This window comes from Pseudarthrobacter sp. MDT1-22, from assembly GCF_054511035.1.
The window spans coordinates 1-15,696 of record NZ_JBTNDK010000014.1 but is presented as its reverse complement, the minus strand read 5'-3'; the positions used below and the strand labels follow the sequence as shown (position 1 = coordinate 15,696).

Sequence of the window (15,696 nt, the reverse complement as noted above, 5' to 3'; positions counted from 1 at the left end):
CACGAGAGTGTCTTCGCTTTTTCGAAGAATGCAGGGGGCGCAGCGCCGCGCCGGGAAGTGGGCATCTATCCTTGAAGGTCTCACCACTCACCACGAACTCTACCCTAACGTGATGGTAGAGTTGTACCCGGACAAGGAACGGAGGTCCCTGATGACGGCCAAAACCGGCAGCACCACCATGCACATCGGCGAACTGGCAGAACGGACGGGCTTGTCCCTGCGGACCATCCGGCACTACGACGACGTGGGTCTGCTGCCTGCAACCGCACGCACTGACGGTGGGTTCCGGGTCTATTCGGAAGATGACTTCGACCGTCTCATGGTGATCAAGCAGATGAAGCCTTTGGGGTTCTCGCTCGAGGAAATGGCCGAGATCCTTGGCATCCTCGCCGCAGGTCAGGGCCATGAAGTTCCAGAGGAAGGCCGGGCGAGGCTCTCGGATTTCTTGGAGCAGGCCGTCCGCCAGCGGGCCAAAATGGCCCGGAACCTGGCCCAAGCGGACGAGTTCATCCAACGGCTCAACGCACAGCCGTGACGGGCCTGCGCCGGTAGCTCTTCCCTGGCGGGTTGGCCGGACGTAGGCTGTGGATCGGAGAGCCGGGAAGCCTGGTCGGCCCGCGGGAAGCTGTGCCCGCGGAACGCCATGGCAGCCGCCTCGGTCGTTATCGCTGGACCGAGGGAACGGAACCCACCATGACATCCGCAACGGAACCGGTCATTGACGCCACCCTGCTCGTGAAGACTTTCGGCAGGACCCGGGCTGGACAACCTTGATCTGCGCGTTGGTCCGGGCGAGGTCCACGGGTTTCTTGGTCCCAACGGCGCGGGCAAATCAACAACCCTCAGAGTGCTGCTCGGGCTGATCCGGCCGACATCGGGAACCGCGCGTGTGTTCGGGCTGGATCCCTGGCGGGACCCGGTCCGGGCCCACCGGGACGTCGCCTACGTTCCCGGGGACGTGAGCCTTTGGCCGAACCTCTCCGGCGGTGAAGTCATTGACCTGCTTACCGGACTGCGCGGCGGATCCGATGAGCGGCTGCGCCGGGAACTGATCGACGAGTTCGAATTCGACCCGCGGCGCAAGGCCCGTACGTATTCCAAGGGAAACCGGCAGAAGGTGGCACTGATCGCGGCCTTCGCCCGCCCGGCCCGCCTCTATCTGCTCGATGAGCCCAGCGCCGGCCTGGACCCGGTGATGGATTCGGTGTTCCGCCGGCAGGTCCGGCGCGTCAGCGCGGACGGCGCCACTGTTCTGCTCTCCAGCCATATCCTCAGCGAAGTCGAGCAGCTCTGCGGCCGGGTGACGATCATCCGCTCCGGCCGGGCCGTGGAATCGGGGACCCTGGCTGAGCTGAGGCATCTGAAACTCACCCATTTCAGGCTCGAGGGCGCTGACGCTGCACTGCTGGCAGCCCTGCCCGGCGTACAGGGGGTTCTGACCGACGGGGACGTGGTCGAGTTTGACGTGGACCCAGCGGACCTTGCCCCGGTTTTGCAAGCGGTCGCCGCGGCGGGGATCAGCGGACTGATCGTCTCTCCGCCGTCGTTGGAGTCCCTGTTCCTGAGCCACTACAGCGATTCCAATGGGCAGGTGCGCTGATGTCCGGAGTCATGACTTTGCTGTTGATTCAGGCGCGCAGGGACCGGATCGTGCTGCCAGCATGGATTCTGGGCATCGCTTTTCTGGGGTTTGCCATCGCAGGGGCGGTTGCCACGGAGTTCGCTGACGAGTCCGAGCGGGCTGCGATCATCGGAATGTCTGTGGCGAGCCCGGCGTTCCGGTTCATCCGCGGACTGCCCGACGGCACCAGTATCGGAGCTTTGGTGTTCTTCCAGGGCTATTCCTTCACCGCCGTGCTCGCAGGATTAATGAGCACGTTTCTGGTCATCCGGCATACCCGCACCGATGAAGAGCTCGGACGGGCAGAGCTGGTCGGGTCCGTACCGGTCCGGCGCGCCGCGTCGTTGACGGCAACCCTGATCCTTGGCGGGGCGCCGATCCGGCCCATGTCACCAGCGGGTGGGTTTCGCTTCTTTCGCCTATCGGATGGGGGCAGCGTTCCCGGCCTTTCACGGCCGCCGATCCCGCACCGCTGCTGATCCTGACCGCGGCCGCAGCCGTCCTGGCCGGTGCGGTCATGGTACTCAGGAGCCGCAGGGATCTGGGCGCCAGCCTCCTGCCCGAACGCGCGGGCCCGGAACGCGCTGGGGCCGGGGGTGCTTCGTTCCTTGGCCTTGCCTGGCGCCAGCAGCTGCCCACCCTGATCGGCTGGTCCGTCGCCGCAGCCCTCCTGGGTGGCATCGCTGGGGGCCTCGGGCCCGCGGTCAGCGACGTGATCGGCGGCAATGACTCACTACGGCAGCTGATCAACCGGCTCGTCCCGGGCGCCCGGGCAGGGATGATCGATGTCTTCACCGCAGCCTTGCTGGGCATCGCCGGTGTCCTCGCCGCAGCCGCCGGCATCCAGGCGGTGCTGCGGCTCCGTGCAGAAGAGGCCGAGGGCCGGGCCGAACTTCTCCTTGCCGCACCCAGAACCAAGGCCCGGTGGCTTGGCGCGAACCTGATCCTCGCCGCCTCCTCGACAGTAGCGGTGGCCGTCGTCGCCGGGACCGCAGCCACCATCGGTCTTGCCCTGGCCGGAGCGGAAAACGGCCCGCCAGGCCTGCTGGTCGGCGCCGCTTTGGGGCACGTCCCGGCCGCCGTCGTCTTCGTCGCGGCAACCGCGGTCCTCTTTGCAGCGGCACCCAGAGTGAGTATTCCACTGGGTTGGGGCATGCTGGCCGCCGGCCTTGTCCTGGGCCAGTTCGGTGAACTTCTGCGCCTGCCGGCCTGGCTGCAGGACGCGAGCCCTTTCCGTCACTCGGCGGCGATGCCAGTCGAAGCCTTCAACCCCGCGCCTGCCCTGACCATGACCGTCATCGCCCTCGCCGGGGCAGGGATCGCTGCCTACCGGCTCCGGCGCCGTGACCTCACCGCGTGATGCCGACCCGTGATGCCGACCGCAGAGGCGGCACCGGCCGCGTGCCTTCATGGCGCACCCTTTTCAATAGTTGAAGGGTGCCCGCCGTCGCATTCGATCCCTGCCGGGCCTTGGGTGCTCCGGGGCAGCTACCCAACGCCTAAGGTGAAGCATGGACTTTGCGGACGTTGTGCTGACGGTCATCGGTGCGGGACTGATTCTGCTGATGGCCGCAGATGTCTTTCACACGCTCCTCTATCCTCACGGCACGGGACCCGTGTGCAGGCTGATCATGCGTGCACTGTGGCTCCTGTCCCGACGATTCGCCGGCCGGGCCTCCACTGTCGCGGCACCCGCCGCCATGGCGGCGGTGATCGGCGCCTGGGCGTCCTTGTCCATCATGGGATGGGCACTGGTGTATTTACCGCATTTACCGGACGGGTTCGTCTACGCAGCGGGCGTCCCCCAGGGAGGGGACCTTGCCGAGGCCATGTATATCTCGATGGTCAGCCTCTCCACGGTCGGCTTCGGTGAGATAGTTCCGGCGGCGCCATTACTTCGGTTCGTCGTCGCTGCACAGGCCGTCACAGGATTCGGGTTGCTTACGGCCACGGTCTCCTGGATTCTGCAGATGTACCCCGCCCTCAGCCGACGCCGCGCCCTTGCCCACGAGCTGAACCTGTTCAGGCAGGCCGCCGGGCCGCAAGGCATGTCGACGTTGGAATCCGGACATGCCGCTGCCTTGCTCGAATCATTCGCCAGAAGTGTAGCCACGGTCAGCATGGACCTGCTGGCGTTCAACGAAACGTACTACTTCCACGAAGCGCAGCAGAGAGGATCACTGCCGGCCACCGTCGCCTATGCGCACCAACTGGCCTCAGAAGCGCAGGCAAGCACGAACATCGACCTGCAATTCGCCGGACGGATGATGCACGCGGCCTTGGATGACCTGGCCGAGGTCCTCCGCGGAAAATTCGGACACACCGGCCAAACCTCCTCAGAAGTGTTCCAAAGCTACGAAAGTCATCACCGGCACCGCCGGAACTAAGGAAGTGCCGCCCGCGATGCCCGTTGAAGAGTTCTCTTGCCGCTAAATAGCGAGCCCGCCGCGCAAGCAATGCCCCGGCACTTTGCAGGGCAATGCATCTGGCGGACTGTGCCTCATCGGGAACCCGAGGTAGCGCGGAACCTTTTTCGCGTAATCACGGTAGGACCGTCCGAAGAGCTCGGCCAGCATGGTCTCTTCGCCGAGGACAAAGCGGTGTTCCACAAGCAATTCGGCCGGCAGCGTCGCGAGGACCCATGATGAACCGGCCAAGGTTCCCGCGCCCAGTTGGATGAGCCACCAGCCGACATACATCGGATGGCGGGTGATTGCATACGGGCCGGTGATGACCAGCTCCACCGGCCGCTCCAGCGCGAAGGGGCCCGCCGAGCGGCGTCGCCGTTCAGCCAGCGCCCAAAGATTCAGGCCGACGCCGGCGAGCAGCAGTGCCGCCCCCGCTATCCGGTGGAGGGAGCGGGAGCCGGGAAGCGGCATTGGACGGACCCGGTCAAGGAGGAGATCCAGGGCCAGCGCGGCCACGATAGGCAGTGGCAGCGGGAGGTTGTCGTAAACCTCCTTCAACCGCCTGGCTGGCGAGCTTGCAGAACGGGCCGTCACAGTACGTCCGATGGCTTGCGGGCGTCAAAGAGGGAGGCGAGGAACGCCGTCGTATCTTCTGCGACCTGTTCCGGGCACTCCCACAGCACCGGGTGCCCCACATCGGGGTAGACCTTCAGCACGGAGCCGGGGATCCGGGCCGCCAGGGTTTCCTGGTCGCGGCGTGGCAGCAAGCTGTCCTGGGCGCCCCACAGGATCAGCGTGGGGGCGTGGATGGTTCCCGTTTCCGTGGGTGGCGTGGCCTCGCACAGCCCGTTCAGGATGCCTTTCCACATATGGGCCGGCATCCTGAGACCGTCGCGCACGCGGTCCTCGATGTACCAGGCGGGAACCTCGTGCAGCAGGGGAAACCAGGCCAGGGACGCCCGTACCCAGTCCTCGTCGAGGGGGTCAGCCAGGGCGTCCACTTCGTCTGCGAAGGCGGTCCGCCCGTGGAGGCTCCAGGGAGCACCCACCAGCACCAGTGCAGCGACCTTTTGTGGGTGGGCAATGGCGAGCTGCTGGGCAACGTAGCCGCCGCTTGAGGAGCCGACGACGACGGCGCTCGGCACGTTGAGGGCCTCCAGGATTGCGGCTGCGTCCTCGGCCTGTTCCGCCAGGGAGTAGCCGCGCTCCGGTTTGTCCGCCTCGCCTTGCCCGCGGAGGTCCGGCGCGTAGACCCGGAAACCGGTCAACAGGGGAATCAGGCGGTCAAAGCTGCCGCGGGATTCGCCCCACGCGTGCAGCAGCAGCACCGGCTTTGCGTCGCCGTCGCCGTGGACGAGGCACGGCACCGTGATGCCGGTGTGGAGCCTGAGATCGCGGACTTCGGAGTCCATAGATTCAGGCTACGCCCCGGGCCGCCCTCGGTAGAGTTTCGCCTATGGAAACCCCGGTGAGGGTCCGGGTTGCGCGGATCAGTCCATCGAATCAGCCCTTCGCTTCGGCTGCCGCTTTCAGGTCGGAGGTGAACTGGGAGAAGCTGGCGTCGAAGGACGGAATCTTGCTCGCGAACAGCGGAAACACCGGCCCGCCGATACGTTCAGACATCTCGAAACGGGTCTTTCCTGGGCCGGTTTCCTTGAGAGTGTAGACGCGGGTTCCGAGCGCGTCACCCCGTGCCAGCCGTGCAGTCGGTGAAAATTCCTTGATTTTCAGGGTGAATGTCCGGCTGAAAGTCGTGACTCTTGTTGTCGCGGTTCCGTCGATGCTCATGACATGGGAATTCCAATCTGTGCGTCGCCGGTGCCCGCCGCTGCCGTGAAGGGCGGCGGACACCGGCCTAATCCATAGGGAGCCAGGACTACATTCCGGGGATCTGCTGGGCCTCGTGGACCTCGATTTCGCAGCCACCTGGCATGTTCAGGTGCGGGTGCTGCTTGGCGAGCTCCAAGGCTGCTTCGACGTTCTCGGCCTCGATGAGGCTGTAGCCGGCGACCTCGCGCTGGCTCGGTGCCGTGGCTCCGCCGGGCGAAACGCGGACGCCGTTGGCCAGCGGGGTTCCGAAGTCGACCATCCCGTCGCCGACTTTGGCAGCCCAGGCGTTCCACTCCGCCATAACGGCTGCCATGTCTTCCGGTGCCGGCGCGGCCTCTGCGGGAGTCATCGGGGCGTGGTAAACAAAGAGAAACTTTGACATTTTCGGTCCTTCTTTCGTGATTGCTGTTTCTGTTGTTTGCCTGGCGGAAACGGTCAGACTGTGACGGTCCGGCCGGTGAAGGCGATGAGACGCTCGAGGCTGCCGGCGGTCTCCGCGACGGGTTGGGCGGGTGCGAAGCTGCCACCGGAGCGGACCTGTTCGGAGATCGTCGCCAGGGCCAGCCCTTCCACGTAGTCGGTGACGACGTCGGACACGGCCAGCTGCTGGCCGCTTGCCTTCGCGAAGTCCCACGCATGCACGAGCAGTTCGAGGTTCAGGATGCCGGCCACCATAGTCGCGGGGAGCTCGGCGAAGCCCATATCGATGGTTCCGTCAACGCCGCGGCGGGCGAAGGCTTCCAGTACGGGTTGCGCCAGTTCGGCGATCCGGACCTCGGGTGCAGCATCTCTGCGGTCCGTGATGTCGGCACCGAGGGCGGTGCCCATGTTTCTGAGCGATCCGGACAGGTGCTCAAGCAGCTCGTGGGCGGTGAACGCCTCGCTCGGCGTGGGCTTGTCGCGGTCCTCCGGCGTGAGCTTGCGCAGCACACCAAGGAGCACGGCAAGTGAGGCGTCCGCGGAACTGAGGTGGTCGATCGGATCAGGGGCAGCGGACCATTCGACCGGGCCGTGCCGGCGACACTTGGGGCCTAGCTTGGCCGTGGTCCTGATGCAGATCGAGCATCAGTTTTCAGCGGATCACCCGGTAGCGCACATGCGTGACGAGGGCGGTGCCGCTCACTTCTGTCGGCTCCAGCGTGAGGTTCGCGACGCCGTCGAGCAGCCGTTCGCCCGCCCCCAGGATGATGGGCGCGGTGTGGAGCCGCAGCTCGTCGATCAGCCCCGCCGATAGGTATTGCTGGGCGGTCTGCGCTCCGCCGGCAATGGCCACGTCCTTGCTGCCGGCGGCCTCGTGCCTGGGCCAGTGCCGATTCGATGCCGTCGGTCACGAAGTTGAACGTGGTGCCGCCCTGCATCTGCAGGGGCTCGCGTGGCTGATGGGTGAGAACGAAAACCGGTGCGTGATAGGGCGGCTCCTCGCCCCACCATCCCCGCCAGTCCTCATCCCACGCCCCGGGACCTGCGAACATGTTCCGTCCCATGATGTAGGCGCCGGAAGCGAGGATGCCTTCGATCGCGGCCGCGTTGGCCTCGGGTTCCTCGAACATCCACCGGTGCAGGAGCTCGCCGCCCTCGCCCAGCGGCTCCGCCGGGCTTTGGTTCGGGCCGGCGACAAAGCCGTCGAGGGAGATGGTCAGGTCGCACGTGACTCGGCTCATGCGCCCATCATGCCACCCGGTCACGGCTCCTGCGTAGGGCTTGGATGCTCGATCGTGACGGTGCCGGCGTCGCCGTCGACGCGGATCTGCTGGCCGCTGGTGAGCCGCTGGGTGGCAACTCCGGTGCCGAGCACGGCCGGGATGCCGTACTCCCGGGCCACGATGGAGCTGTGGCTCAACGGGCCGCCCACATCGGTCACCACGGCGGAGGCCATCGCGAACAGCGAGGTCCAGGCGGGCGTGGTGATGCGGGCCACCAGGACCTCTCCGGGCTCCATCAGGGCGAAATCCTGGGGCCCCCGCAGGACGCGGGCCGGAGCGCTGACCCGGCCCGGGCTCGCGCCCGTGCCCTTGATGATGTCGCCGAGTTGGTGCTGCGAGCCTGCAGGCATCATGGACCCGAAGGCCTTTTCCATCCACCGGCTCTCCGGGAGCAGTTGCGGGGCAGCGGCCTTCACCTGGCCCCGCCACAGCATCTTGCGCTCCTCAACCGCGGCGGCGCGGACGGGGCGGTTCGCTCCGGTAATGGCCACGGCCGCCGGGGTGCCCGGCGCGGCCAGTCCGAACTCGATGGCGCTGCGCAGCTCCTGGTGCCGCAGCCAGAACACGTCGGCGGGCTCGGTGATGACAGCGGAGTCCACCAGCCGCTGTCCCAGTTCCAGCAGCATCCGCCGCAGCAGCGGCCAGGCCAGACCGACGTCGGCCAAGGCATCCTCGCGGATCGGCGCGGTGTTCTGTGCCCACCGGAGCAAACGGAGGAACGCGGCCCGGCGGCGCGGCCCGAGCCGGGTGCTGATCCGGCTGGTTTCGTCCTCCCGGCGGGCGGCCGACAGCCGCTGCCGCTCGTGCGGGTCAGCACCTTGCCCCCGCAGATAGAACTTCACCGCGCCCAGCAACGCTGACGGATCGTCGGCTGGCACGGGGCTGGCGAAGTCCAGGTTGTACACCGCATGGCCGAACCGGCCGAGGTGGTCCTGGAAGCGAGGACGCCACAACTGCCACAACGGCTCACTGAACCCGGCAGGCGGGAACCCCGTGCGCTGGGACTCGGCCAACGCCGTCGTCGGTTCATGGAGGATCGCCGCGGCGAGCCCAGGGACGCCGCGGGCCCAGGCTGCCAGGTCGTACAGAGACTTCTCCGCCCGGATGGGTTCGCTGTCGTAGCCGAGGATGAACGTCAGGGCGGGGGGATCCCCCTCGCGGCGGACGAACTTGTCGTAATACGCACCGAAGGAGATTTCGCTGGTCGCGGCGAGCGCAATGACTGACTGCACGGCTGTGTAGTACACGGTGCCGGCGTCCAGCAGCGCCTGCACGCCGTCCAGCAGTTCCGCACCGGAGAGCTCCGCGGCGGGCTTCGCCTGCCAGTCTTTGATCACGCGTTCGTAGCGGGGATGCGAGAATTCGCGCCAGCCGGCCACTCCCATGTGCGCCTGGCCGCGGGCCAGTGCGCGTACCGCCGTCAGCGCCCTGCCCATTACCCGCCACATTCCGGAGGTGCGGTAGTAGTAATAGGCGTAGCCGTTGATGGTGGGCAGCCCCACGTCGTCCTCGCGGATGACGTTCGTGCCGACGGCCTCGTTCATCAAGGCTCGCAGCGACCTGGACACCGAGCCGTCAATGAGGTCGGCAAACAGCGGCGAGAGCGGGTCGGGCAACTGTTCCACGATGCTCGCCCTGAAGTACATCCCCTTCGGGTACGGCACGGGCCAGGTGTCCGGGATGTCGGCCGCCGGTTCGGGGAGCGCGGTGATGGGCCGGGATTGCAGGATGAAAAACTCGCCCCCGGCCCGCGCCCACTCGATGTCCTGCGGTGCCCCGAAATGATCCGCACTCCGCGTCCCGTAGCCGGCGAGCTCGGCTGCGGCCCGGTCGTCCAGTACGGGCGCACGACGGCGGGCTGCCGCCACCGGCTGCTCCCGGGTGCCGTGCTCAGCGTAGACAGTCATAACCGCCTTGTCGGCCGTGTGCCGCGACACCACGGTGCCAGTCCCGGCGTCGACCACGAGGTCATCCGTGGTGACCGACCCGCTGACCACGGATTCGCCCAGTCCCCACGCGGCACTGATGGCGATCTGGTCGCGGCGCCTGTTGGCCGGGTTGGCGGTGAACATCACCCCGGCGGCGTCGGCCTGGACCATCCGCTGGACCACCACGGCGAGCCGCACCGAGTCCGGTCCGATGCCTTCGCGGGCCCTGTAGGCCATGGCCCGCGCCGTCCACAGGGAGGCCCAGCAATCGATCACGGCCGCGGCCAGCGCCTCGGCCCCGCGGACATTCAGGTAGGTTTCCTGTTGCCCGGCGAAGCTGGCTGCGGCGAGGTCCTCGGCCGTGGCGGAGGAACGCACCGCGACGGCTGTTTCCCCGCCGTCATCGAGACGCGCGTCGCCAAGACGCCCGTAGGCGGCGCCGAGTTCCGCTGCGACGGCGGCCGACATGGTGCCGGCCGTGAACAGGGTTCGGATCCGCTCCGAGGCGTCCTCGTAGTCCTGTGGCGTGGCATCCGGCGGCACAGTTGCCAGTTCCTGGATGCGTGCCTCATTGTGGTTGGTTTCCACAAAGTGCGAATAAGCTGCGGTGTTCAGCACAAACCCCGGGGGGACGGGCAGCCCGGCCAGAAGGAGGCCGCCCAGTCCCACGGCCTTGCCGCCGGCCATGGCGATGTCGGCTGCTCCCACATCGGCCAAACTGTTGACGTAGGTCATGACTGCGCGTCCTTACTGCCCGGTTATGGGGCGCCTGCAGCGAACCTGATTCTCCACATACTGGCACTGCCGCAGACAAGAGGCCATAGCTCACGCGTGTCTTAGGATTCACTCCCGCCGTGGCGCACATAAGCTCGATACATGGGCAAAAACCAGCACAGCGAGTTGGAAGGGCAGACCTCCATCAACGACTTGCTCGACAAGCCCATCGGCGACACCCACATCCAGCTGGTGCTGCCCATCCATGTCCAGCTCCGGCCGGGGGAGTTCCGCCGCGTGTCCTGACGGTTTCGGTGATTGAGCTAAACCACCGGGCCCTTAATGGCGGACCTTCCTGATTTTCAGACTGTGTCGTCTCGACGGAGTTCCAGTGTTCTGGTCCGCGATCCGGCGGAGGCGGCGCCAGCGCATGCCGGTCCGGGGGTGAGCCTGGTCCGTGGGATGCGTTGGATGTACCGGCCTCGATGCACTCCTTCGGCGCCGAGAGCGGAGAATGACGACTAGCGTCACGCCCAGCCAGGCGAACGCTGCCCCGATGACGAGGAAAACCGCCGGGATCGTGTCCATGATTAAGTTTAGATCCCAACCCGTAAGTGCACTTACTAAACCTTAGGCACCTGGCCAGCGGCCGCCGTCGGTAATTACGACGACGGCGCACGGCTTAGGAGCGCCGCTCGCGTTGGTACTTGGGCGCGCCGGTGGATGAAGTATTCGGCCACCGCCAGGCTGAGTGCCCATGATGCGCCAACCAGAAGCGCCCGGGTCAGTTCGTCAACCGGTCCAACCAGGAGAATCCACGAAATGGTCACCACAACAATGGTTCCCTGGGCGATGCCGATGGCGTACGCCCGGGACATCCATTCGCTGTGCCGGACGTAGTTCCGGCGCCGCACGGCGATGAATCCCAGGACAATGAACGCCACCATGGCGGACCCGAAGGCCAGCCGAAGGACAAGTAGAAGCGGCCCGTCCAGGGGCGGGAGATCGTAGAAAACTGCCATCCACAAACCCGACAGGGCGGCGAGCAGGCCGGTGGGGGCAAGAATGCGTCCCGCGATTTTGTGCCAGCTGGCCCTGCCGCGCTTGCCCCGTCGAAGCGAGGGAACGAACTGAAACGCCCCCAGCACCAGGTACACCGTGACGGTGGGGATATGGATCAACACGGGGACTGGCGAATCAAAGAACCGCGCGTTATCCGGCGTGATCTGACCTCCCGAGAGCTCGGTCAGGCGCCCGGCCCCGGCGATGACCGGGACGAGGCTGAGGAGGATCAGGGCGGCAGGTACGAGCCAGCGGGTCCGGGGGCTTTGACGGGAGCGGGGAAGGGATGCAGATTTCATGAGTTTTGCTCTCTGGTCTGTGCGCTCGCGCGCTCGCCCGGGGTTGCGTCAGTCCAGGAACCCCCAGCCTTATGCGCAAATCGAAGTTTCCGAGAGTTGGCGGCCGGAATAACGGTGCCCAACAGCACCCTATTCGCACGGCGTCGGCCCAACGTACTGCAGTGAGTTCGAAATAGCGATAAGAGGGAATCCACGCGCCATCGATAATTTACGACGGCGGTGCGCGGCTTGGGCAGCGTCGGTCGCCTTGGAGATTGTGTCCGGGTTTTCAGCTACTGCGTCAGAAATGATCCTGCGCGGCAGTGCTCCGATCAAGATCAGCTCAAGACTCAATCAACGTTGTGCGAGGTTCGTCGAAGTTTCGGTTTCCCCAGCTCCCCAAGAAATAGGCTCGGCATTTACGTGAAGTTTCAAGGAATGGGTCAGGCTAACCCGGCCGTATTGGGGAAAAAGAATGTCGAACTATCAGACCCTTTTCGGGTCAGCACCATCTGCTCCTGCGCCCGGACCTAATCCGCCCCGCAGGCCACGCGCTTCGACGTTCGTCGTCGGCGGCATCACAGCCCTCTTCGTGATTATTGGTGCCTTCAGCGGCGGGTTCGGGGGCGCCCTGGTTGTCTTGGCCATCTCGGCTGCCATCACCGGCCTGTATGTCCTGGCCACCGGACGCCGGTCCTGGGCGTGGCTCCCGGCCAAGCGGAAGGCAGGGGCCATCGCCCTGGGGGTTTCCTTTGTTCTCTTCATCGGCGGTGCGGCCGCGTTGCCGCGGACGAATGCGGATGACCTTGAGGCAGCCTCCTCAGACTGGAATGCCTCACCAGCAACGGCCACAGCGAGTGCCTCTTCCGCAGGTTCGCCGACGCCGTCGTCCGCTCCAACTGCGCAGGCGACGGGCGCCCCGCTCGATCCTGAGACGGCTTTCGCCCTGGCGAACGGCGTCAGCGCAACGGCTCCGAAGACGCAGCCGGCGTTTGCTACCAAAGCGATCGACCTGCTGGCGGCCCTTCCCGTCAAGGGCCGGGCGCCCAAGACCGGATATGACCGCGCGCTGTTCGGGCAGGCGTGGATGGACGTTGACCGCAATGGCTGCGACACCCGGAACGACATGCTCAAACGCGACCTAACAGGGATCGCGTACACCAACAGCGTGCCCTGCAAGGTTCAGTCCGGAACGCTGGCGGACCCCTACACGGGTAGCACCATCAGATTCCTGCGGGGGAGTGCCACCAGCAGCGCCGTCCAGATCGACCATGTTGTTGCACTCAGCGACGCTTGGCAGAAGGGCGCGCAGCAGCTGACCACGGAGCAGCGGACGGCCTTCGCGAATGACTCCCTGAACCTCCAGTCCACGGATGGTCCCACCAACATGAAAAAGGGCGACGGCGACGCCGCCACGTGGTTGCCGCCGAACAAGGGCTTTCGGTGCGAATACGTGGCCCGGCAGATTTCGGTGAAGGCAACGTACAGCCTGTGGGTCACCCAGGCGGAGCACGACGCGATGGCCAGGATCCTGGCCGACTGCTCCGGGCAGCTCGCACCAACAAACGAGCAGGCACCAGTCGCCGCGGTGCCGGCACCTGCACCGGCGGCCGCCCCGGTAGCTCCCGCTCCTGTCCCAGTGGTTGTGGTGCCTGCTCCTGCCCCGGTTGCTCCCGCTCCTGTTGTGCCGGCACCTGCTCCTGTAGCGCCGGCCGCCGTCTATTACGCCAACTGCACGGCGGCCAAGGCGGCCGGCGCCGCACCGATCTATGCGGGGCAGGCCGGCTACCGGGCCGGGCTGGACCGCGATTCCGACGGTGTGGCCTGCGAGAGCTAGCCACGCCCAAATTACTCCACCTATTTAGAAAATTTTCCAAGGGGGAAAAATGAAGAAGACACTGACATTAATTGTGCTGACCGGCCTCATGCTGACGGGATGCAGTGTTAAGCAGGCGTCATCAACGTCAACCGCTGTTGCAGTGGTTGCAGATGCTGTCACGGTTCCAGGGGTGCTGAGCCTGACTCTGGACAAAGCCACGGAGCAACTGGAAGATCTCGGGTTCAAGGTCGAAGCTGCGGACACTGCCGATGGCAAGTCCATCATCGTAAAGAAGAACTGGCAGGTGACGTCCCAAGACCCAACCGAAGGCGCACAGGTGGCAAAGGGCTCCACCGTTCACCTCGGCGTCAAGAACCTTGAAAAGGCTGCGGCGGAAAAGGCCGCCGCTGATAAAGCCGCAGCTGACAAGGCTGCAGCAGAGGCGGCTGCTGCAGCAAAGGTTGTGGCGGACAAAGCTGCGGCAGATCAGGCAGCCGCGCAGCAGGTTGCAGCCCAGAAAGCAGCCGAGGCAGCCGCACAGCAGGCTGCCCAGCAGGCGGTCGTAAAGCCAGCACCCGTAGTCCAGGCACCAGCCCCGGCACCGGCAGCGGCCTACTTCGGCAGCTGTGCCGAGGCCAAGGCTGCCGGGGCAGCACCGCTCTTTGCCGGGCAGGCCGGCTACCGGGCGGCGCTTGACCGGGACAAGGACGGCGTTGCCTGTGAGAGCTAGCGCCACCTCTCGACTTAGCTTGCATGCGCTGTTTTCGTTCGCGAACAGACCCGGGAGCCAAAAGGCGTTCGAAGGCCAACAGTGCGAACGTTTTTGGAATGCTCAATCAATAGGAGAATCATGAAATATCGCAGCATCGCAGCGCCCTTACTTTTGCCTCTCATCACCTTCGGTATTTATTCTTTGGTGTGGAGTGTAAAGACAAAGAACGAAATGAATAAGTACGGCACTGCAATACCCACGGCGTGGTTGCTGATCGTGCCGATCGCCAACATTGTCTGGCTGTGGAAGTATTCAGTCGGCGTTGAGGTGTTCACTCGCCAAGGCCTCGGACGTCACGCCGCCTTCTGGCTTATGTTCCTCTTGGGCTCCATCGGCTCAGCTATTGTGCAGCACGAATTCAATAGGAAGATTTCGCCGGCTTCCCTTAGCGTGTCTGTCTCCGCCTGATATACGGGCAAGTGCTGGCCACATGACATCCGACAAGGAGATACCGCCTGTGAACACTTCAGAAGCTAACAATTCGCCGCAGGACGAGCCACGTCAATCAGAGGAACCTCACCCGGAACCGAACAGCCTTGCCAACAGTTCGACAGCAGTCGGAGCACCGGACTCAAGAGAGCCACACGAACCGCAGACCAAGATTTGCCAAAAATGCAGTGTCCAAAGTCTGACGCTTGGTGGCTATTGCCCGAGTTGCGGCACCCCGTACATCGCCCGAAGCCGCTTCGCTAACGTAAACAAGCGCATTGTCCTTATTGCGGCAGCTGTTCTCATTGTTGTGATCGCGGGAATTGGAATCACGCTAAACATTCAGCATACAAACCAGGTCAACGCCGAGCAGGCTGCCGCGGCGTCAGCGGCTGAAGCCGAAAACAAGCGGCAGACCGAGGCCACGAGGGCAGCGGCCGCTGCGACTGCTGCAAAACAAGCCGCTGATACGGGCAAGCGGGCACAACGAAAGCTGATTATCACAGCGCTGGAGGACTCAGTTCTGAAGGACGCAGAGTCACGTGTCACCAAGGGTGTCCTGGAGTGGCCGATCACGCGGGCTTCCTGCACTCCGCTAGGAGGAGGTTCCTCCGATGACTTGACGGCTATCACTGGCACGTTCCAATGCATCGCAGTCAACAAGACCGAACCGGATGGCTCGTCATCGGGCTACCGTTTCTCGGCAACTGTCAATTGGAATGATGCTAGCTATTCGTGGCACCTGGGCAGCTGACAGAAGAACCTCGGCGTAACCCCGGTGGCGGGGTTCAGCGTCGAAGCGGAAGAGGGGCGCCTCGGTGCTGTTCAATGTGGCTGCGACGGCTCGGTAGCGGCGGCGCCCCGCAGTCGCGCGAGCAGCCAGACCGTCCGCGGGATCGGCCAGAGTATGGCCAGCACGAGCACAGGCACCAGCGAGACGCCGACGTCGGGAAACTGGCGGATGATCACGAACAGGTGGGTGTCGAACCGTGCGGGGGCGTAGACGAGGCACAGCCAGAGGGCGAACCCGGCTCTTCAAGGTTCCCGGGGAATGGTCTGCTGAGATGATTGCTCATGCTGCCATCCGGGCTGCACTTCTCAAGAGGATACGCGATTTGTAGTTGTCCGGGTT

The 15,696-nt window shown here is 65.1% G+C and carries 16 protein-coding genes and 2 pseudogenes; 10 read left to right on the top strand and 8 right to left on the bottom strand.

Annotation, left to right across the window (positions count from 1 at the left end; all coding sequences use genetic code 11):
* The first annotated feature begins 151 nt into the window (after nucleotides 1-151).
* The 5 genes and pseudogenes from ACX80M_RS12380 to ACX80M_RS12360 all read left to right on the top strand — a co-directional run bounded on the left by ACX80M_RS12380 (nucleotide 152) and on the right by ACX80M_RS12360 (nucleotide 4,008).
* Nucleotides 152-535, top strand: coding sequence for a helix-turn-helix domain-containing protein (locus tag ACX80M_RS12380; protein ID WP_252608911.1), 384 nt, complete (start codon nucleotides 152-154; stop codon nucleotides 533-535).
* A gap of 158 nt (nucleotides 536-693) precedes the next feature.
* Nucleotides 694-1,600: pseudogene (locus ACX80M_RS12375) on the top strand (ABC transporter ATP-binding protein).
* A gap of 11 nt (nucleotides 1,601-1,611) precedes the next feature.
* Complete coding sequence (locus ACX80M_RS12370; protein WP_252608767.1) at nucleotides 1,612-2,100, top strand: hypothetical protein; 489 nt, start codon at nucleotides 1,612-1,614, stop codon at nucleotides 2,098-2,100.
* A 38-nt stretch (nucleotides 2,101-2,138) separates the two neighbouring features.
* On the top strand, nucleotides 2,139-2,981 hold the full coding sequence (locus ACX80M_RS12365) for a hypothetical protein (protein WP_252599306.1): 843 nt from the start codon (nucleotides 2,139-2,141) through the stop codon (nucleotides 2,979-2,981).
* Between the two features lie 151 nt (nucleotides 2,982-3,132).
* Entirely contained in the window at nucleotides 3,133-4,008 is an 876-nt protein-coding gene (locus ACX80M_RS12360) for an ion channel (RefSeq protein ID WP_252599305.1), read from the top strand.
* Between the two features lie 42 nt (nucleotides 4,009-4,050).
* Here the strand turns inward: ACX80M_RS12360 and ACX80M_RS12355 are convergent, their stop codons facing one another.
* The 7 genes and pseudogenes from ACX80M_RS12355 to ACX80M_RS12325 form a co-directional block, all read right to left on the bottom strand.
* Complete coding sequence (locus ACX80M_RS12355; protein WP_252608765.1) at nucleotides 4,051-4,545, bottom strand: methyltransferase family protein; 495 nt, start codon at nucleotides 4,543-4,545, stop codon at nucleotides 4,051-4,053.
* A gap of 74 nt (nucleotides 4,546-4,619) precedes the next feature.
* Nucleotides 4,620-5,441: an alpha/beta fold hydrolase gene (locus ACX80M_RS12350; protein WP_252608763.1), complete on the bottom strand. Its 822-nt coding sequence runs from the start codon at nucleotides 5,439-5,441 to the stop codon at nucleotides 4,620-4,622.
* Between the two features lie 91 nt (nucleotides 5,442-5,532).
* Nucleotides 5,533-5,817, bottom strand: coding sequence for an SRPBCC family protein (locus tag ACX80M_RS12345; RefSeq protein ID WP_252599302.1), 285 nt, complete (start codon nucleotides 5,815-5,817; stop codon nucleotides 5,533-5,535).
* A gap of 88 nt (nucleotides 5,818-5,905) precedes the next feature.
* Nucleotides 5,906-6,241 (bottom strand): YciI family protein, encoded by a 336-nt coding sequence (locus ACX80M_RS12340; RefSeq protein ID WP_252599301.1) that lies wholly within the window; start codon nucleotides 6,239-6,241, stop codon nucleotides 5,906-5,908.
* A 53-nt stretch (nucleotides 6,242-6,294) separates the two neighbouring features.
* Nucleotides 6,295-6,837, bottom strand: a complete 543-nt coding sequence (locus ACX80M_RS12335; protein ID WP_308216165.1) for a TIGR03086 family metal-binding protein — start codon at nucleotides 6,835-6,837, stop codon at nucleotides 6,295-6,297.
* A gap of 94 nt (nucleotides 6,838-6,931) precedes the next feature.
* Nucleotides 6,932-7,520: pseudogene (locus tag ACX80M_RS12330) on the bottom strand (dihydrofolate reductase family protein).
* 20 nt (nucleotides 7,521-7,540) lie between these two features.
* Complete coding sequence (locus tag ACX80M_RS12325) at nucleotides 7,541-10,225, bottom strand: PEP/pyruvate-binding domain-containing protein (protein WP_252608759.1); 2,685 nt, start codon at nucleotides 10,223-10,225, stop codon at nucleotides 7,541-7,543.
* Nucleotides 10,226-10,366: 141 nt separating this feature from the next.
* Here ACX80M_RS12325 and ACX80M_RS12320 point away from each other — a divergent pair, with 141 nt between their 5' ends.
* Entirely contained in the window at nucleotides 10,367-10,510 is a 144-nt protein-coding gene (locus ACX80M_RS12320) for a hypothetical protein (protein ID WP_252599294.1), read from the top strand.
* 356 nt (nucleotides 10,511-10,866) lie between these two features.
* Here the strand turns inward: ACX80M_RS12320 and ACX80M_RS12315 are convergent, their stop codons facing one another.
* Nucleotides 10,867-11,565, bottom strand: a complete 699-nt coding sequence (locus tag ACX80M_RS12315; RefSeq protein ID WP_459309768.1) for a DUF2306 domain-containing protein — start codon at nucleotides 11,563-11,565, stop codon at nucleotides 10,867-10,869.
* A gap of 454 nt (nucleotides 11,566-12,019) precedes the next feature.
* On the opposite strand from ACX80M_RS12315, the gene ACX80M_RS12310 reads away from it, so the two are divergent.
* From ACX80M_RS12310 to ACX80M_RS12295, 4 genes are all read left to right on the top strand, one after another.
* Nucleotides 12,020-13,381, top strand: coding sequence for a GmrSD restriction endonuclease domain-containing protein (locus ACX80M_RS12310; RefSeq protein WP_252608755.1), 1,362 nt, complete (start codon nucleotides 12,020-12,022; stop codon nucleotides 13,379-13,381).
* A 49-nt stretch (nucleotides 13,382-13,430) separates the two neighbouring features.
* A complete protein-coding gene (locus tag ACX80M_RS12305) occupies nucleotides 13,431-14,093 on the top strand; it encodes an excalibur calcium-binding domain-containing protein (RefSeq protein ID WP_459309767.1) in 663 nt (220 codons plus the stop codon).
* 120 nt (nucleotides 14,094-14,213) lie between these two features.
* Nucleotides 14,214-14,543 carry a DUF4234 domain-containing protein gene (locus ACX80M_RS12300; protein WP_252608750.1) on the top strand — a complete coding sequence of 110 codons (330 nt, stop codon included), beginning with the start codon at nucleotides 14,214-14,216 and terminating at the stop codon, nucleotides 14,541-14,543.
* Nucleotides 14,544-14,592: 49 nt separating this feature from the next.
* Complete coding sequence (locus tag ACX80M_RS12295; RefSeq protein ID WP_252608747.1) at nucleotides 14,593-15,318, top strand: hypothetical protein; 726 nt, start codon at nucleotides 14,593-14,595, stop codon at nucleotides 15,316-15,318.
* Nucleotides 15,319-15,696 lie beyond the last annotated feature (378 nt).

Coding starts and splice junctions, on each gene's coding strand:
- ACX80M_RS12380 (WP_252608911.1), top strand. CDS start 152: ATGACGGCCAAAACCGGCAGCACCACCATGCACATCGGCGAACTGGCA.
- ACX80M_RS12370 (WP_252608767.1), top strand. CDS start 1,612: ATGACTTTGCTGTTGATTCAGGCGCGCAGGGACCGGATCGTGCTGCCA.
- ACX80M_RS12365 (WP_252599306.1), top strand. CDS start 2,139: ATGGTACTCAGGAGCCGCAGGGATCTGGGCGCCAGCCTCCTGCCCGAA.
- ACX80M_RS12360 (WP_252599305.1), top strand. CDS start 3,133: ATGGACTTTGCGGACGTTGTGCTGACGGTCATCGGTGCGGGACTGATT.
- ACX80M_RS12350 (WP_252608763.1), bottom strand. CDS start 5,441: ATGGACTCCGAAGTCCGCGATCTCAGGCTCCACACCGGCATCACGGTG.
- ACX80M_RS12345 (WP_252599302.1), bottom strand. CDS start 5,817: ATGAGCATCGACGGAACCGCGACAACAAGAGTCACGACTTTCAGCCGG.
- ACX80M_RS12340 (WP_252599301.1), bottom strand. CDS start 6,241: ATGTCAAAGTTTCTCTTTGTTTACCACGCCCCGATGACTCCCGCAGAG.
- ACX80M_RS12325 (WP_252608759.1), bottom strand. CDS start 10,225: ATGACCTACGTCAACAGTTTGGCCGATGTGGGAGCAGCCGACATCGCC.
- ACX80M_RS12320 (WP_252599294.1), top strand. CDS start 10,367: ATGGGCAAAAACCAGCACAGCGAGTTGGAAGGGCAGACCTCCATCAAC.
- ACX80M_RS12315 (WP_459309768.1), bottom strand. CDS start 11,565: ATGAAATCTGCATCCCTTCCCCGCTCCCGTCAAAGCCCCCGGACCCGC.
- ACX80M_RS12310 (WP_252608755.1), top strand. CDS start 12,020: ATGTCGAACTATCAGACCCTTTTCGGGTCAGCACCATCTGCTCCTGCG.
- ACX80M_RS12305 (WP_459309767.1), top strand. CDS start 13,431: ATGAAGAAGACACTGACATTAATTGTGCTGACCGGCCTCATGCTGACG.
- ACX80M_RS12300 (WP_252608750.1), top strand. CDS start 14,214: ATGAAATATCGCAGCATCGCAGCGCCCTTACTTTTGCCTCTCATCACC.